This window comes from Flavobacterium franklandianum (assembly GCF_007097365.1).
GTDB lineage: Bacteria > Bacteroidota > Bacteroidia > Flavobacteriales > Flavobacteriaceae > Flavobacterium > Flavobacterium franklandianum.
Genome location: NZ_VJZR01000004.1, coordinates 98,130 through 115,552, shown reverse-complemented (window position 1 = coordinate 115,552; position 17,423 = coordinate 98,130). Strand labels below are relative to the sequence as shown.

Here is a 17,423-nt window from a genome sequence, read left to right as displayed (position 1 = left end):
AAATTAAAGTGTTTAAAGAAATTGTAAAAATGAATTGCATAAAATCGAACATACTATATTTTTGTAAAATTATCTGAATTTACTAAAGTATCTTCAAAAAGAACCACAACAAAAAACATACAATGCAAAAAAAAAGTATATTTAATCTCGGATATTTAAAATAGACTATGCTTTTACTGACTAATTAAAAGTGAACTCAAATAAAAACCGACAGCCTAAAAAGAAGAAAAAACGTTAATGTTGTGGTAATGTATAGTTAGATTAATGATAAAATCCTCAAACTATACAGATAATATATACTCAACAAGTCCTTGATCGTGATGTAAATCCATTTTTTTACGCAAACGATATCTTTTAATTTCAACACTTCGTAGTGAAATATTAAGTAATGGTGCAATTTCTTTAGACGAAAGGTTTAACCTGAGGTAGGCACAAAGTCTTAAATCATTCGGAGTTAAAGAAGGATGTGCTAATTTAATTTTCTTCAAAAAGTCCTTATCTGCATTATCAAAGGCTTCTTTGAACACCTTCCAGGAATCCTCTTCGGTAATGTTTTTATTGATGGTTCTGATAACTGATTTTACACTTAAACTATTATTACTTTCCGAAGTTTTCTTCAAGTCTTCTTTTATAAAAGCGAGTAACTCATTCTTGCTGTTTAAACTCATCGATGTAGCAGCTAGTTCTCTGTTTTTCATGTCTACATCAAGTGTGAGCTTTTCGTTTTCTACTTTCATCAGTTGTTGCTCAATTTCGAGTTCTTTAATTTCGAGCAATCTATTGTTTTCTTCTATTAATTTTTCTTGTTGTTTATGGTAATAATTCCTATATGTTTTATGAATATAACGGGTTAAGAAAAGAAAAAATAATAAAAAAATAAAAATCGCAAAATTTGTTCTGTAAAAGGGTTTGAGAATAGTAAAGGAATAAACTGCCGTGTTTTCGATAGAAGAATTGGCAAATTTGGCTCTCACTTTAAATACATAATCCCCAGAAGAAATATTTTTAAAACTTACTGTTGGTTTTGTGCTCCATTCGCTCCATTCATCATGAAATCCTTCTAGCACATATTGATATTCTGCTTTAATATATTTGTTGTATTCTGGTACTGTATAATTAAATGACACATTATTTTCGTCATATTTAAATTCTCCTTCTTCATTAATTGATCTATAAATTGACTCCTCGCTTAATGTATTTGTGGTAATTTCAGAAATGGATACAGAATATCTTTTTGATGCTAAATCACTAATATTCAATATGTAATAACCATCAGTAGTGCCTATTAAATAATCATAATTTGATATTTGAGTAACATTTTCATAGCCTGGCATTGCATTAGTAAGCGAAGCCGGAATAGGAATAGCATTTTGTTTGAGTTGATTGCTCAATTTACTCATTGAAAAATAATGTATGCGGTTTTTTGAAAATAGCCAAATCTTATTTGAATTATCAACAATCATTTTTCCAGAAGTATACTCATCATTTTCAAAAACAGAACTCAATAATTTATCTTTTTTGAATTGTTTTGTTTTAGAATCTAATTTAAAAACACCCTCTTTGTAGGCGTAATAGATTGTATTATTATACTTTACTAAACCCGAATTTTTACCGCTCTTTGGTGAAGAATAGGTTATAATTGAGTTTGTTTTTTGCAACTTTGTATCTAATTGCAATCTAAAAATACCCTGTTTTTCGTGACTAACATAGACTCCAAAGGTATTATCCAATTCAAAATATCGCGAAGAATAATCAAAACCTTTTATTTTATTTCTAAAAACCCATTGATTATTTACTTTCGTTAAAATTGAAAGCCCAAAATAATTCCCTTGTAGTAAAAGTGATTTTTGATTAGGAACCGTTTGAAATTTCCAAGTTCCTGATAACGAAAAAATATTTTTTGCAGTAGTATCTTCAATAATAAATGTGCCTGAATCATGGCCACAAAACAGGGTATTATCGTATTCAAATAATGACCAAACCTGCCCTTTTGTTCCAGTAATTAATTTAAATTCTTCGTTGCTTTTATTATTTTTATAAAACAAGCCCTGATTTGTTCCTATATATAATTTTCCTTGATACAGTTTAGCTGCATAAACTGTTCCCAAATTACCTGTATCATCTGTGCTACTATGTATGGGAGATTGTAGGTTTAAACAATTGATACCGTTGTCAGAACCAACCCAAAGATTTTTATCATAGTCTTCAAATAAAGACAAAACAGTATTATTAGTCAATCCCAAAATTTGAGTAATGTGGTATTTCAAATTACCTTCTTTTGTCAAAATATAAATCCCTTTTGATACTGTTCCTATAACAAAACTACCGTCAGATAGCCTGATGCTACTATAAATACTTGTAGAGGCCAATTCAGCGTCAACTGCTGTCGAATATTTAGACAAAATAGAATTTGCCAATTTATAAAAACCATTAAATTCTGTCTGAATCAATAGGCCTTCATCTATAGAAAACACATTGACAATTCGGTTTTTTTGAAGAATAAGAGCATTCGAAACTAACCGACTTTTTCCGCTTTCAATCTCATAAAGTCCATCATTCAACGATTGAAAATAGATAGAATTATTTGTTTTATATGATTTGGTTATTCCTTTTTTTGTGGCAACAATTGTAAAGTTTCCTTTTTGTGAATCAAAAATAAAAATTCTATTTAATGATTGAAAAACAACCCATTGGTCGTAACTTATTATATTCCAAAAGATTTCATCATTAAGGATTTTATTTTTTATAGTAGTACTTAGTGAAGTATATTTTAATCTTCCATCATCCTGCCTTTTCCAGAAACCAAATTCCATATAACATCCTGTATAAATTCTATCACCGATGACTTTTACAGAACGAATTATGGTTTCATTAGGAGAAGGGTAAAGTTTCCAGCTAGATCCATTGAATTCTAAAAGTCCCTCATTATTTGCAAAGTATAAATGTTGATTTTTATCTTGAGTAATCATCCAGTTTTGATTTCCACCCTCATAGGTTAAAGCTGAATATTTAATTATAGGAGGTAGCTCTTGTGAAAAACTCAACGATAAATTGAGCAGTAAAACACAAAAAATAAATCGAAAAAGTAAATTTTTAAGCATTTTAAATTGGGTTTTAAATAAAAAGTAAAAAAAATAAAAAATTAATAACAAATATAAAATAATAAAGGCACGTTTTTGTTAAAACGAGCCTTTAAAAAACAAAACTATTAAACCTAAAAAACTATTCTTTAACTACTTTCGAGGTGTTCAATTTACCTTCAATTTCTGTAGTTACCATATAAACTCCTTTTTGAAGTTCATTGGTTTGCAAAGTGGTAGTATTACTTTTTGGACTTGATTTCATTACTTCTTGTCCCAAAATATTATAAACAGATACTCTTTGTATTTCACTGTTGGCCTCGATGGTCAAAGTGTTTTTCACAGGATTAGGATACATTTTTACCTTTGAAGTTTCAAATTTTTGTGTTCCTAAGACAATATTATTGTGTAAATAAATATTGTCCACATATACAATTCCAATATTTGATGAAATAAGGAATTGGTATATAGCTTCTCTTGAAAAAGCAGGTCCTGCTCCTTGTGGAGCAAAGTCTGAAAGTGGAACGTCAAGTGATACCCATGAACCTGCAACTGTTGGTAAGTTGGTTAATAAAAGGGCATTAGTTTCTCCTGCCATGGCTGCATGATTGGACAATTTTGGGTTTAAAACTTTTCCAACTAAATCAGTTCCAACATTAATATAATAATCCATGTGAAAGTGTGTCATAGAAGTTGCATTTGTATATGCCCCAAGTTGAACACCTAAGAAATTTCCAAAAGTAATTTTTTTAGTTGCATTACCAGCCACTGTTACATCAGCAATACTAGAATCATCCCAACCGGTTGACCACTCTGTTACTGCAATGTTTGTATACGCATCGCTAAACAATGATATAACATCTGCTGGAGCTCTGTTTGGAGGTGTTGGAGCAGCAGCTGTAGGAGCTGGTTCTACGGGTGGGGTTCCAATAACGCCTTTAATATTGTCTACATAAAACGTTCTTGCTGGTGTAAGAACCCCTGCAAATGTAGTGTTTCCTGCTGTCCAATAAGCATGTATGACAAAACTCGAATAAATGCCATTGGCAGTTGCAGCCTTACCGTCTAGTGCGGTGTTAAATGTAAATGTAAGTGTCTGCCACAAGCCATTACCATTGTGTGTAACCTCAGCTGCAGCTTCTGGAGCTCCTGATAAACCACCATTTACTTTAACCAAAAAAGTAATTGGTGCACTAGAGAGCACATCGATAGTCATCGATTTGGTTGATGTCAATTGTACTGGAGAGGTTAAATTTAAATTTATTCCTTGCCAAACTTCAGGACCGCCACTTCCAACTATCTTAAGAACTTGGCTTGTGTTGGTTCCAGTTCCGGCTTCTACAGCAGGGGCCGGCATGTTACCAAAAGGACCTCCGTTTACACCTCCACTTTCTCCGGCTTCAAAACCTATTACAAGATCTTGAGAAAAAACTAATGAAGTTATCATTAGTGCAATTAAAATTGTAATTTTTTTCATAATATTTATTTTTAAGTTAATATTCAAATTTAATCAACAAAATAGTAATTGCTATTTTGTTGAACTATATAAAAACTATACAAAAAAAAATAGTACGAAATCGTTTGAAATCACTGAATATAAAGGTTTACAACTTAAACCTGTTCGTTTTTAATTTTATTGAAAAACATAGTTTGATGTAGTAATGTTAAGTTAAATTTATGCTTTTGCTATAATAAAAAAAAGTTACAATAAAATTTGATATATAAAAAAACACACAAAACATCGTTTTTATACAACATAAATAAAATATTGATAAATCTCAAAGTAAACTTAAATCTTAGAAAACGATTACTATTTGAAATCTTAAAGAATAAATTCAACTGATTTGCAGTCAATAATTACACATTAACAATTACATTTATTTTCTTATAAAATTTGTTTTAAATAAATATGTATCGTAATATTGCAATATAAATATATAACGATGGGAGCATCCAAAACACACAGTTTTACAAATCAACAAAATGAATTAGCCATTCTTGCCAAAGCATTAGGACATCCGGCACGAATAGCCATAATCGAATATTTACTAAAAGTAGATACTTGCATTTGCGGCGATATCGTCAACGAGTTACCCTTGGCACAACCCACAGTTTCTCAGCATTTAAAGGAACTCAAAAATGCAGGATTAATCAAAGGAAACTTCGAAGGTGTATCCATTTGCTATTGCATTGATGAACTGGGTTTCGAAAAAATAAAAAGTTTTTTTCAAGATGTTACCCTGCATCTAGAGAAAAGAAAAAACAATTGTTGTTAACTTAAATTCAAATACAATGAAACTATCACAAGCAAAAAACATCTTAAAGTCAGTAGAAGCGGTAAACTTCTTATTGCCTGATGGAACTTCAGTTCCAGAACATTTTCACGTGACCGAAGTGGGTTTAATTACTAAAAACTTCATCGATTGTGGAGGAACCGTTCGCAAAGAAATGGTTGTCAATTTTCAATTGTGGGATGCCAACGATTTTGAACACCGTTTGAAACCCCAAAAATTGCTGAACATCATCGAATTGTCCGAAAAGATTTTGGGCACCGAAGATTTTGAAATTGAAGTGGAATATCAGGCACAAACCATAGGCAAATACGATTTGGATTTCAACGGAAACGATTTTGTTTTGCTAAACAAACAAACCGCTTGTTTAGCTCAAGACCAATGCGGTATTCCATCCGAAAAGCAAAAAGTAAAATTATCAAATATAAAAATCGAACAAAGCTGCTGCACTCCAGGTGGAAGTTGCTGCTAATTTTCGCTAAATTCCAATTGATTCGGTTATTGTAGAAAAATTGATACCGGGAATATGAATTGGCTTTAGCCAAATAGAAAAAAATTTGGCTAAAGCCAACAATTGCAATATTAATTAATCCTTTGGCTAAAGCCAAAGGCAATTCATAATTAATGATTTTCTGAAAATTTTAAAATACAAACTTCATTTTTAAACGATATAAACCAGTATAAATGACATCAACCAAAACAATCCTATTCCCAGAAATTGAAAATATTATTGCAGCTTTAAACTTCGAAAGCATATTCGAAGAACGCAAAATCGTTTTACAACCGCTTATTGATTTTATTCAAGGCAAAACCAACAATCAACAACAAATAAGACTCAACCTGATTTGTACCCACAATTCCAGAAGAAGCCATTTGGCACAAGTTTGGGCACAAACAGCAGCAGCGCATTATGGAATTAAAAACGTGTTTTGTTATTCAGGAGGAACCGAAGCTACGGCAATGTTCCCAATGTCAGCCAAAACTTTGACCAAGCAAGGGTTTCAAATCAAAACCATTGCCGAGGGAAGCAATCCTGTTTATGCCATAAAATATGCCGAAAATGAACATCCAATTATTGGTTTTTCAAAAACTTTCGACGATGATTTCAATCCACAAAGTGAATTTGCAGCGATTTTGACTTGTTCCTCCGCTGATCAAGGTTGTCCGTTTATTGCTGGTGCCGAATTGCGAATTCCAATTACTTTTGAAGACCCAAAAGCCTTTGACAATACGCCACAACAAGCCGAAAAATATGAAGAAAGAAGTGTGCAAATTGCTACCGAAATGTTCTATGTATTCTCTCAAATTAAATCATAAATATGTCAGCAAATAATTGTGCACCTGTGGTAGAAAGAAAGAAACTAGGTTTTCTTGACCGATTTTTGACGCTTTGGATTTTCTTGGCAATGGTAATAGGAGTTTTGATTGGGTATTTCATTCCTTCGAGTGGTAATTTCATCAATTCTTTTTCGAGTGGGACTACCAATATTCCGTTGGCAATCGGCTTGATACTAATGATGTATCCGCCATTGGCAAAAGTAAAATACGAACAAATGGGAGAAGTATTTAAAAACACCAAAGTTCTCGGAGCTTCCTTATTTTTGAACTGGATAGTCGGACCAATCCTGATGTTTGCATTAGCCTTATTTTTCTTAAATGGCTATCCCGAATATATGATTGGTGTTATCCTTATTGGATTGGCGCGTTGTATTGCAATGGTTGTGGTTTGGAATGATTTAGCCGATGGAAACCGCGAATATGCGGCAGGTTTGATTGCATTGAATAGTATTTTCCAGGTATTACTTTATAGCGTTTATGCTTATGTTTTCATCACTATACTTCCACCCTATTTTGGTTATACGGGTTTTGAGGTGAACATTAGTATTGGACAAATTGCCGAAAGCGTGGGAATCTATCTCGGAATTCCTTTTGCACTCGGAATCATAAGCCGTTATGCTTTAATTGCGCTCAAAGGTTCGGAATGGTTTGAAACTAAATATGTGCCTTTTATTTCTCCAATAACATTGATATCGTTATTGTTTACGATAGTTTTAATGTTCAGTTTGAAAGGGGAATTAATAGTCCAAATTCCGTTTGATGTTTTGCGAATTGCGCTTCCTTTGGTGATTTATTTTGTGATAATGTTCGTGATTAGCTTCTTCATCGGAAAGTATTTTGGTGCAGATTATTCGAAATCTAGTGCCATAGCATTTACAGCTACAGGAAACAATTTCGAGCTGGCAATTGCTGTTGCCATAGGTGTTTTTGGTATCAATAGTGGCCAAGCTTTTGCGGGTGTTATTGGCCCTTTGGTAGAAGTCCCAGCTTTGATAGCCTTGGTCAACGTTGCTTTTTGGTTTAGAAAAAAACACTTTTCTAAAACAGCATAAAATCAAAACTATAATACAAAAAGGCTCTTTTAAAACATACTGTTTTAAAAGAGCCTTTCTTTTTTAACTCCAAAAAAATTATTATTCTTCTTCCTCTTCTTCTTTGTTCAAATGCCAAATGATTTCGGCTATTAGTCCTGTCCATCCAGTTTGATGATTGGCCCCTAAACCTTTGCCCGTATCACCATCGAAATACTCAAAAAACAAATTATTTTTGTTGAAAAGTTCATCTTTTTGGAATTTCTCATACTCGCCATACATTGGGATTTTCTTTTCAGCATCTGGAATAAATAGGGCTAATAATCGCCTTGCTACGCCTTTAGAAGCTTCTTTAAGAGTCATTTTATTTCCAGAATTGGTTGGAAATTCAACTTTAAATTCTTTGCCATAGTAGTTGTGAAATTTTTCTAAAGAATCTAAAATCAAATAATTCATTGGAAACCAAATTGGACCTCTCCAATTGGAATTACCACCAAACATATCCCCTGTGGCTTCGGCTGGTGCATAATCTACTTGAATAATTCCGCCATCATGTTTAAATTTATAAGGGTTTTCTTTATGGTATTTTGACATAGATCGCACTCCAAAATCAGATAAAAATTCCTCCTCATCAAACATCCGCTTGAGAATCATTTTCATCCTATGTCCTCTAAGAGTAGAGAGTAATCTTGTTTCTCCCTCACCTTGAACAAACCAACTAGAAACTAAATTAGCTAAGTCAGGACGATTTTTCAAAATCCACTCTACACGACGCTTGAATAATGGTAGTTTTTCGAGTAAGTCTGGAGTCAATACTTCAACAGCAAATAGTGGAATTAAACCTACCATCGAACGAATTTTTAACAATTCGGCATCACCATTAGGTTTATGAAGCATATCATAGTAAAACTCGTCGGTTTCATCCCAAAGACTTATGTGATTGTCTCCCAAAGATTGCATTGCTCCGGAAATATGGAGAAAATGCTCAAAGAATTTGGAAGCCATGTCCTGATATACTGGATTTTTTAGTGATATTTCACAAGAAATTCTTAACATATTCAAGCAATACATGGCCATCCAACCTGTACCATCGGCTTGTTCAAGATGGCCTCCTGTGGGCAAGTCATAGGAACGATCAAAAACTCCAATATTATCCATTCCGAGGAATCCACCACCAAAGATATTATTCCCATTTTCATCTTTCAAATTCACCCACCAAGTAAAGTTGAGTAGTAATTTATGGAAAATGCGTTCTAAAAAAACAGTGTCTCCAACACCTCCATTAGCTTCCTTGTCTATTTCATATACTTTCCAAGTAGCCCAGGCATGAACAGGCGGATTTACATCAGAAAATGACCATTCATAAGCAGGGATTTGCCCATTGGGGTGCATATAATATTCTCGAAGAATGACCAATAATTGTCTCTTTGCAAAATCGGGATCCAGTCTGGCCAAAGGCAAAGTATGAAAGGCTAAGTCCCAAGCAGCAAACCAAGGATATTCCCATTTATCGGGCATTGAGAGAATGTTAGAGGTATATAAGTGTTTCCAAGAGCTGTTTCTACCTTCATTTCGTCCTCTTTCTGGTTTTGGTTTAGCTGGGTCTCCTTTTAGCCATTCATAAACATTATAATAATACCATTGTTTGGTCCAAAGCATCCCTGCATAAGCTTGCCTCTGGATGGATTTTAAATTTTCGTCCGTTACCCCTTTTTGAATTGGAGCATAAAATTCATCGGCTTCTTCAATTCTTTTTTGGAATAAGGCATCAAAATCTTCAAAAGCATCTTCGGGATTAGTATTTGTAAATCGAAGGCGATATTCTTTTTTACCTTGTGCTGGAATGCTATCATCATAATGTACTGAAGCCTTTGTACCAAGGGATTCAGGATTGATGCTAAGTCTTTTTTTATTAATTATATAATCATTTATACCATCTTTTGCATATAAAGATTGTGCCGGTGATCCATATAATTTTTCGTAATTGGTCTTGTTGTCACAAAACAAAATATTTTTTGCATTTTCTGCATATAAGTTAAAATGTCCTACTAATTTGTGATCGACTTCGATATGCGAATTGCCAATACCTTTCAAAGTTGGTTTTTCTTTGTAATTTTCGTATCCCCAACTCCAAGTATTTCTAAACCATATGGTGGGTAAAACTGTAATTGGAGCCGCTTCTTTTGAGCGGTTTTCTACTGTAACTTTTATTAAAATATCTTGCTCATCGGCTTTAGCATATTCTATAGTAATGTCAAAATAATCGTCATTATCAAAAACACCGGTGTCAATTAATTCATATTCAGGTTCAAGGCGAGAACGCTTCTTGCTTTCTGCAATTATTTTTTCGTATGGAAAAGCCTTTTGTGGATACTTATAAAGCATCTTTTGATAGGAATGAGTTGGCGTGGCATCTTGATAATAATAAATTTCTTTGACATCCTCTCCGTGATTAGATTCGGCTGGCGTTAATCCAAAATAGCGTTCTTTCAAGATACGATCTTTGTGGTTCCAAAACGAAAAAGCGAAACAAATGTGTTGTTTATTATCCGAAATCCCACCAATGCCTTCTTCTCCCCAACGATAAGCTTTAGAACGAGCCATATCATGATTGGTGCTTCCCCACGCATATCCACTTTGAGAATAATCTTCTCTAACTGTTCCCCATTGCCGATCAGTTAAATAAGGTCCCCATTTTTTCCAACCTTTATTGTCGGTTCTTAATTTTAATCGCGCTTTTTCTGCATTAGTTTCAACCTCTCTTTCCGACATGCTTTTTTGTTTTGATTCAGAATCGCAATTTATATAAAACGTGTATAAAAACAACTATAGAATTTGCAAAAATTAAAAGCTAAAACAAGCAATAAGTCATTTATTAGTTGTTTTATTATTGTATTTACAGAATTGCCCTAATCACAGAACTTGACGGTACTTTATTTTTGCGAAAAGTCTCAACGTTTTAGATAATCGTATTCCAGATGAATTTTTGTCAAATCAGAATCCAAAAGATATTCTGTATAAAAGCTATCAGAATTAATTTTGTTCAATTAATAACGTAAGCATTTAAAAGTTTTAAAATTATTTTTTGAATCTTCGAATGTTGATTTCTAAATAATTCCTGAAAAATATCCATTACTCTTAATCTTTTAATATATTAGCCCTGAAAACATTATGTATTATTATGCAGCATCTTCCAGAATGTCAACTTATTTTGAATAAACTTAAAAATGAATTATCTTCAAATTTGTTTTATCACTCTATTTATCATACTCTTGACGTATACCATTCTGCTGAAAGTATAGCGAAAGAAGAAGGTATTACTGATTCGGATTTGAAACTGCTACTAGTTGGCGCCGTCTATCACGATGCCGGTTATCTTATACAAAATAATAATCATGAACAGATCTCTTGTGAAATAGCAAGACAATATTTGCCACAATTTCTTTATACTGAAGAAGAAATAGACCTTATTTGTGGAATTATTATGGCCACCAAAATACCACAACGTCCAAAAACCCATTTAGAAGAAATCATTTGCGATGCGGATCTGAATTATTTGGGAAGGACTGATTTTCTTAGCATTCAGGAAAAACTTTATGAAGAAATGTATGCCTTTGGTTATATAGAAAACAAGAAGGAATGGAACAAAGTTCAGTTGAATTTTATGCAAAATCACCATTTTTTTACCCCAACGGTCATCAAACACAATTATTTGCAAAAAGAAAAAAATATTGCAATAGTACAATCTAAAATCAAATAACAAAATGATAGAGAAAATTACTCAACAACATATTATTGATACTATTTATACCATCGCCGGAATATTGTTTTGCAGCTTTGCTTTGAAAGGATTTTTAATTCCCAACCAATTTTTTGATGGAGGAGTTACTGGTATTTCCTTATTAATTCACGAAATATACCATTGGAATATTGGATTGGTAATTCTATTGGCCAATATTCCTTTTATCATTCTCGGTGCTTTTCTGGTCAATAAAACATTTGCCATAAGGACTTTGCTTGCCATTATCGGTCTAGCACTTTGTCTTCATTTTATTGAGTTTCCACAAATTACTTCCGATAAACTACTCGTGTCTATTTTTGGAGGTGTATTTTTGGGATTAGGATTGGGTTTAGTTATGAGAGCTGGATGTGCTCTTGACGGTATAGAAGTGTTGGCACTTTATACTGGAAAACGCATCAGTTTTACGATTAGCGAAATTATTTTGGGTATCAACACCATCATTTTTTTAATTGCAGCCATAAAATTAGGTCTGCCTGTAGCGCTTTATTCCATACTAACTTATTATTCGGCATCGCGAACCATCGACTTTGTAATTGAAGGTCTTGAACAATATACAGGGGTCACCATTATATCAGGTCATAGCGAAAAGATCAAAGAAGAACTGGTGTTGGGTTTAGGGCGTGGCATTACTGTATATAAAGGCGAAAGAGGCTTTATGAAAGACAGCTATGAAATCAGCCAACCCGTTGACATTGTTTTTACAGTTGTCACCCGTATGGAATTAATACGATTGAAAAACTTGGTGCATAAAATTGACCCCAAAGCGTTTGTATTTACCAGCATCATTAAAGAAACAGCTGGTGGTATACTAAAACGCAAGGTAAGGCATTAACAGTTTTTTTATTCCATAACCTCATATGTGCTGACTGGTTTGGCTTTATTTTTCAAAGTAAATTCTCCATTCGGTGTACATTTAAAGGATTCTGTGGTTTTTAAGTACACTTCTTCTGTGATAATGATTTGTCCTGCTTTAGCAATTGTCTGAAGACGTTGTGCTACATTGACGGCATCACCAATAACGGTATAATCCAGCCGTCTTAATGAAGCCGAGCCAATATTTCCAGATACCATTTCTCCAGAATTAATGCCAATAGAAATTTGTGGTTTGTATGTTTTACCTCCTTGCATTGCTACTTCAACATTACTGATTTGCTCTTTGATGGCCAATGCCACATCAATAGCTCTATCGAGATGGTATTCACCCCTAAAAACAGCCATAACGGCATCTCCCATAAATTTATCGACATGACCTCCTTGAGCAATGATTTCTTTTACGATTTTGTCAAAAATTCCATTGAGTAATGCTACAACCTCATTCGCAGGGATCTGTTCCGTGATGGCCGTGAATCCACAAACGTCTATAAACATAACAGTGGCGTCTAGTAATTCATTTTTCAGTAGACTGCTTTCAAACTCTTTGTTGGTCATAAAGTTCAGCACATTCGAATCCACATACATTTTCAAGATATTGTTTTCCTTAATGGCTTTAATTGTATCCTGCAATTGTTTGACATGGATTATTGTCTTTTCCATAGTAAGGTCAAGATCATCAAAATCAACCGGTTTGCACACAAAATCAAAAGCACCTCTATTCATTGCTGTCCTTATATTTTGCATATCTCCATAGGCCGAAACCATAATGGCTTTCAATAAGGAATTGGCTTCAGGCAATCGGCTTAACAAGGTAAGCCCATCCATAACCGGCATATTGATGTCACTCAGGATAATATCCAAATCCGGATGTTCGTGTACTTTTTGCAGTGCTTCCTCTCCATTTCTGGCAAAAATGAATTCATAAGTGTTTTCCCTAATTTTTCTTCTAAATTTCTGTTTAACGAGCATTTCTAAATCTGCTTCGTCATCTACTACAAGTATTTTTGCCATTATTCTAGAAGGTGTTTGAGTTTTTCTTTCAATACATTAAAATCAAGAGGCTTGGTCAAGAAATCATTGGCGCCATTTTCTATAGCCTGCCTGCGATTTTCATCATCACCATAAGCTGTAATCATCATTACAACAGGTTCAGGTTCGTGGTAATCATGTCGAATTTTAGACAAAAGCTCAATACCGCTCATTCCAGGCATATTAATATCGGAAAGTATCAACACGATTTCTGAATGTTCCTTTTTCATAAATTCGAGTGCTTCCTCGCCAGAAAGAGCAAAGTCAAATTCTAATTCGTGTGCCCGTAATTCTTTACGGAAGCGTTGCTGGAAAAGCGGTTGCACATCTGCTTCATCATCTACTACTAGTATTTTTATCATAAATTTCTAAAATTTAATTTGTAATTAAATAATTTTCAACTAATTAGAATTTTTAAATATAATCTTTAATGTGCTATAAAAAACATTTCATTTATCCTAAAGGCAAGCGAATTGTAAAAATGGTATATTCGTTTTCTTTGCTATCAATGCTAATTGTTCCTCCATGACTCTTCACAATAATATCATAACTCAATGACAATCCAAGTCCAGTTCCTTCTCCTGTAGGTTTAGTGGTGAAAAAAGGCTGCATTATTTTGTCTTTGATAGCATCCGGTATTCCCATTCCGTTGTCTTTTACGGTAATTTCAACAATGTCATTTTTCTGCGCAGTTGTTACCGAAACTGAAGGTTTATATTCTCCCATCGCTGCTTTTTGCTTTTGGTGTGTTGCATAAAAAGCATTGGTAAACAAATTCAGCAGCACTCGCCCAACATCCTGCGGAATCACATTTATTTTTGGAAGGTTTGCGTCAAAATGGGTTTCCAGCTCTGCATTGAAACTTTTGTCTTTAGCGCGAAGCCCATGATAAGCCAGTCTTAAATATTCATCGGCAAGTGTATTAATATTAGTGGATTCTTTCACATTATTTCCGGCTCGGCTGTGCTGCAACATTCCTTTCACTATACCGTCGGCACGTTTGCCATGATAGTTTATTTTTTCTAGATTTTGTTTGATGTCAATTGCAATGGTTTTGGCTTCCTCCAAATCTCCTTTTCCAATTTCAGCTTCCATTTCGTCTATTAATTCCATACTTACTTCAGAGAAATTATTGACGAAGTTCAACGGGTTTTGGATTTCGTGTGCTATTCCTGCAGTGAGTTCTCCGAGTGATGCCATTTTTTCAGATTGGATGAGCTGGGATTGGGTATTTTTGAGATCTTCAATTGATTTGGTCAACTGATTCGTTCTGAGAGCAACTTTTTCTTCGAGTATTCTATTTTCCCGTTTTAGATTTCTGGCTCTGAAGACAACGTAGGCTCGCAGTAAACTAATAAACACAACAAAATAAATCAAATACGCCCACCACGTTTTCCACCAAGGAGGAGAAATAATAATCGTAATCGCTGATTTGGCTTTGCTCCAAACCCCATCACTGTTGGCGGACTTTAGATTAAAGGTATATGTTCCGGGAGATAGATTGGTATAGGTTACCGTTCTTATTTTTCCAGCCTGAACCCAATCGTTGTCATAACCGTCCAGTTTATAGGCGTAGGTGTTTTCAGTTGGCTCATCGAATTGAAGTCCAATATAGTTCAAACGAATACGGTTTTGATTATACGGCAGTTCCAATTCTTTAAGACCAAATGTGACACGTCTGGTTTCCTCCTTTTTGTCTGCATCTGGATTACTATAAACTATTTCTTCAAGATGCACTTTTGGAGGAAACGGATTCGCATTTAGATTTTTGGGATCAAAAACAACAATACCATTTGTTAACTGTGACACAAAACGTCCATCCTCAAGTTTAAATAAACCTTGATACACATCAGAAAAATTATATTCCGTCAAAATAATATTCGACGAGAAATTTTTAACTGAAAGATCCTTTGGATTAATACGTGAAAGGCCTCTTTCGGTAGTAACCCATAGTTGCCCTAAAGCATCTTCATTAATTCCAAGTACACCATTAAACAACAAACCAGACGCTTCATTGAGGTGTCTTGTCCATTTTCCCTTTTTAAGGTTGAATTCGAAAAGACCATCCTGATAGGTACCCACCCAAAGTCTGCCGGAGCTGTCCTCGTAAATACTTGTAATACACCTCATTGCTTTATCTTTTGAATTATAATACGAAATGAAGCCATCTTTTATCGGATCATAAAGATTTAAACCTCCCTGGTTAGTACCCACCCAAAAATGATGTTGCCGGTCAATGTAGGTAGCCACTACCCTATTGTCATCTAAAGCTCCTGAATTTTTTGTAGTCAATTTTCCTCCATTTTCCCGGTAGGGATAAGCCTTAAATTTTTTATTCTTCGGGTTAAAAGAACAGATACCTTTACCATTTGTTCGCAACCAAATTATCCCGTTATCATCTTCAAATGGACTGTATAAAGTTCCTTCTGTAATTATTTTATCTGATGTGAATTTTTCTTTCTTTCCTGTTTTGAGGTTGTAAAAAACTAAACTTTTTAAAGTAGAAATATAAAAATTACCATCGTTGGTTAGACATCCTCGACCAATAAAATGCTCATCAGTATCTGCTGTATGGGTCTTGATAAAATTATTTGAATCTTGTTTCCATCTATAAATTATCTTTTCGTCATTAAACCAGTTGAAACCATTTTTTCCTGAAGCAAAAACACCGCCTTCTTTGGGATAACTATCCATTTGTTTTGGATTGTTTTTGTAGATATTAAAGACACTTTTTATCCTATTACTTTTATTAGCACCAGCCCAGCCAAATCCCAACCAAAAAGTACCGGTATGGTCAATTATTTTTGAAAAAAGAACTCGATTTGTTAAAACAGTTCCCAGACGATCTGGATCTGGTAGGTATCTTTCAAATTGAGCCGTTTTGGGATCAAAGTGAACCAATCCACCAGGCGAAGACAACCAGAAATCCCCTTCTTTGGTTTCTTTAATATCAAAAACCCATTCCGTTTTTGTTTCATTTTCATATTTAAAACCTGTTTTAAAATAGTCGAAAGTTTGCGTTTTTCGATTCAATCGAACCAATCCATCAAAACCGGCAAACCACAATTGTTGTTTCTTGTCTTCGTGAATACTATTAAAAAATTTAGGAATATAGTTGCTGATATTAAATAATTTAGAATTTGTATAATTAAAAATTCTAGAGTTTGTATTCAATGATTCATAAGCGTTTGATTTAGAATCAAAGCGAACAATCTTGCAATCTTTATATTTTCCGTGAAAAGTTACCATCCAAAAAATCCCTGACTCCGAAGGCGGTTCATACAGATAAACCACTTCGTTAGTAATTTCCGGATTAGTTGTTGTTTTATATCCTTTTAAGGGAATGTTCTTTCCTTCGTAACTATAAAACCCATTATTGGTACCAAACCAAACTTTTCCGGATGCGGAAGTAAAAGCTGTATAAATTCGAGAGGCATTGATATAATTAGTGTTTTTAAATTTTTTGCCAAAAAATTCAAAATGCCCTTTTTTGTCTAATTTCCAGAGATAATTTTTTTCATCATCTTTATCGACAGTACCCCATAAATTTCCATCTTTGTCATCTGTAAAAATAGTGTAACTAACTGCTACGTCTTTTTCTGGATAAACAAATTGTATAAAATTATCGCTATTGCGATTGTATTTAAACAAGCCATTTGAACTAGTACATGCCCAAAGCGTATTGTTCTTGTCTATAAAAAGGTTCCTTACATTGGATATATGATCAAGATTATTTTTTTTGGAACCCAATTGATATACTTTATATTGGTAACCGTCGTATCGCACCAATCCGTTTTGTGTAGCCATCCAGATATACCCCTGTTGGTCTTCCTTTATATCATTGACTGAACTTTCAGGCAAGCCCGATTTTACATCATACTTTTCAAAGTATATTTGGTTTTGTTGCGCTTGACTAATATTGGGAAGTCCCGAACAAAAGCTGATAAAAACAAAAATAATAGAAAAGTTTTTCATATAA

Annotated in this window: 12 protein-coding genes; 6 read left to right on the top strand and 6 right to left on the bottom strand. The window is 33.8% G+C overall.

Annotated features, from left to right (window positions below; translation table 11 throughout):
• Nucleotides 1-281 precede the first annotated feature (281 nt).
• Both FNW17_RS06890 and FNW17_RS06885 read right to left on the bottom strand, forming a co-directional pair.
• Complete coding sequence (locus FNW17_RS06890; RefSeq protein ID WP_144071245.1) at nt 282-3,101, bottom strand: helix-turn-helix and ligand-binding sensor domain-containing protein; 2,820 nt, start codon at nt 3,099-3,101, stop codon at nt 282-284.
• A 121-nt stretch (nt 3,102-3,222) separates the two neighbouring features.
• Nucleotides 3,223-4,557, bottom strand: a complete 1,335-nt coding sequence (locus FNW17_RS06885) for a T9SS type A sorting domain-containing protein (protein ID WP_144071244.1) — start codon at nt 4,555-4,557, stop codon at nt 3,223-3,225.
• Between the two features lie 466 nt (nt 4,558-5,023).
• Here FNW17_RS06885 and FNW17_RS06880 point away from each other — a divergent pair, with 466 nt between their 5' ends.
• The 4 genes from FNW17_RS06880 to arsB all read left to right on the top strand — a co-directional run bounded on the left by FNW17_RS06880 (nt 5,024) and on the right by arsB (nt 7,761).
• Nucleotides 5,024-5,356 carry an ArsR/SmtB family transcription factor gene (locus FNW17_RS06880; RefSeq protein WP_143390910.1) on the top strand — a complete coding sequence of 111 codons (333 nt, stop codon included), beginning with the start codon at nt 5,024-5,026 and terminating at the stop codon, nt 5,354-5,356.
• Between the two features lie 16 nt (nt 5,357-5,372).
• A complete protein-coding gene (locus FNW17_RS06875) occupies nt 5,373-5,843 on the top strand; it encodes a DUF6428 family protein (protein ID WP_143390909.1) in 471 nt (156 codons plus the stop codon).
• A gap of 212 nt (nt 5,844-6,055) precedes the next feature.
• A complete protein-coding gene (locus FNW17_RS06870; protein ID WP_185964824.1) occupies nt 6,056-6,688 on the top strand; it encodes an arsenate-mycothiol transferase ArsC in 633 nt (210 codons plus the stop codon).
• 2 nt (nt 6,689-6,690) lie between these two features.
• Complete coding sequence (gene arsB, locus FNW17_RS06865) at nt 6,691-7,761, top strand: ACR3 family arsenite efflux transporter (protein WP_143390908.1); 1,071 nt, start codon at nt 6,691-6,693, stop codon at nt 7,759-7,761.
• Nucleotides 7,762-7,842: 81 nt separating this feature from the next.
• On the opposite strand, the gene FNW17_RS06860 is transcribed toward arsB, so the two are convergent.
• Nucleotides 7,843-10,512, bottom strand: a complete 2,670-nt coding sequence (locus tag FNW17_RS06860) for an MGH1-like glycoside hydrolase domain-containing protein (RefSeq protein WP_144071243.1) — start codon at nt 10,510-10,512, stop codon at nt 7,843-7,845.
• Nucleotides 10,513-10,921: 409 nt separating this feature from the next.
• Here FNW17_RS06860 and FNW17_RS06855 point away from each other — a divergent pair, with 409 nt between their 5' ends.
• Together FNW17_RS06855 and FNW17_RS06850 are read left to right on the top strand one after the other, a co-directional pair.
• Complete coding sequence (locus FNW17_RS06855; RefSeq protein WP_144071242.1) at nt 10,922-11,500, top strand: HD domain-containing protein; 579 nt, start codon at nt 10,922-10,924, stop codon at nt 11,498-11,500.
• A gap of 4 nt (nt 11,501-11,504) precedes the next feature.
• Nucleotides 11,505-12,374, top strand: a complete 870-nt coding sequence (locus FNW17_RS06850) for a YitT family protein (protein WP_144071241.1) — start codon at nt 11,505-11,507, stop codon at nt 12,372-12,374.
• 8 nt (nt 12,375-12,382) lie between these two features.
• On the opposite strand, the gene FNW17_RS06845 is transcribed toward FNW17_RS06850, so the two are convergent.
• The 3 genes from FNW17_RS06845 to FNW17_RS06835 all read right to left on the bottom strand — a co-directional run bounded on the left by FNW17_RS06845 (nt 12,383) and on the right by FNW17_RS06835 (nt 17,419).
• A complete protein-coding gene (locus FNW17_RS06845) occupies nt 12,383-13,426 on the bottom strand; it encodes an adenylate/guanylate cyclase domain-containing protein (protein ID WP_185965272.1) in 1,044 nt (347 codons plus the stop codon).
• On the bottom strand, nt 13,426-13,806 hold the full coding sequence (locus FNW17_RS06840) for a response regulator (protein ID WP_235893254.1): 381 nt from the start codon (nt 13,804-13,806) through the stop codon (nt 13,426-13,428). Before FNW17_RS06840 ends, FNW17_RS06845 begins: the two co-directional genes overlap by 1 nt.
• Nucleotides 13,807-13,897: 91 nt before the next feature.
• The gene (locus tag FNW17_RS06835; protein WP_144071239.1) at nt 13,898-17,419 is read right to left on the bottom strand and encodes a sensor histidine kinase; all 3,522 of its coding nucleotides are present in this window, start codon (nt 17,417-17,419) and stop codon (nt 13,898-13,900) included.
• Nucleotides 17,420-17,423 lie beyond the last annotated feature (4 nt).

Bases quoted from the DNA above. Each gene is read 5' to 3' on its own strand.
- FNW17_RS06880 (WP_143390910.1), top strand. From the start codon at position 5,024: ATGGGAGCATCCAAAACACACAGTTTTACAAATCAACAAAATGAATTA.
- FNW17_RS06885 (WP_144071244.1), bottom strand. From the start codon at position 4,557: ATGAAAAAAATTACAATTTTAATTGCACTAATGATAACTTCATTAGTT.
- FNW17_RS06890 (WP_144071245.1), bottom strand. From the start codon at position 3,101: ATGCTTAAAAATTTACTTTTTCGATTTATTTTTTGTGTTTTACTGCTC.
- FNW17_RS06860 (WP_144071243.1), bottom strand. From the start codon at position 10,512: ATGTCGGAAAGAGAGGTTGAAACTAATGCAGAAAAAGCGCGATTAAAA.
- FNW17_RS06875 (WP_143390909.1), top strand. From the start codon at position 5,373: ATGAAACTATCACAAGCAAAAAACATCTTAAAGTCAGTAGAAGCGGTA.
- FNW17_RS06835 (WP_144071239.1), bottom strand. From the start codon at position 17,419: ATGAAAAACTTTTCTATTATTTTTGTTTTTATCAGCTTTTGTTCGGGA.
- FNW17_RS06855 (WP_144071242.1), top strand. From the start codon at position 10,922: ATGCAGCATCTTCCAGAATGTCAACTTATTTTGAATAAACTTAAAAAT.
- arsB (WP_143390908.1), top strand. From the start codon at position 6,691: ATGTCAGCAAATAATTGTGCACCTGTGGTAGAAAGAAAGAAACTAGGT.
- FNW17_RS06850 (WP_144071241.1), top strand. From the start codon at position 11,505: ATGATAGAGAAAATTACTCAACAACATATTATTGATACTATTTATACC.
- FNW17_RS06845 (WP_185965272.1), bottom strand. From the start codon at position 13,426: ATGGCAAAAATACTTGTAGTAGATGACGAAGCAGATTTAGAAATGCTC.
- FNW17_RS06840 (WP_235893254.1), bottom strand. From the start codon at position 13,806: ATGATAAAAATACTAGTAGTAGATGATGAAGCAGATGTGCAACCGCTT.
- FNW17_RS06870 (WP_185964824.1), top strand. From the start codon at position 6,056: ATGACATCAACCAAAACAATCCTATTCCCAGAAATTGAAAATATTATT.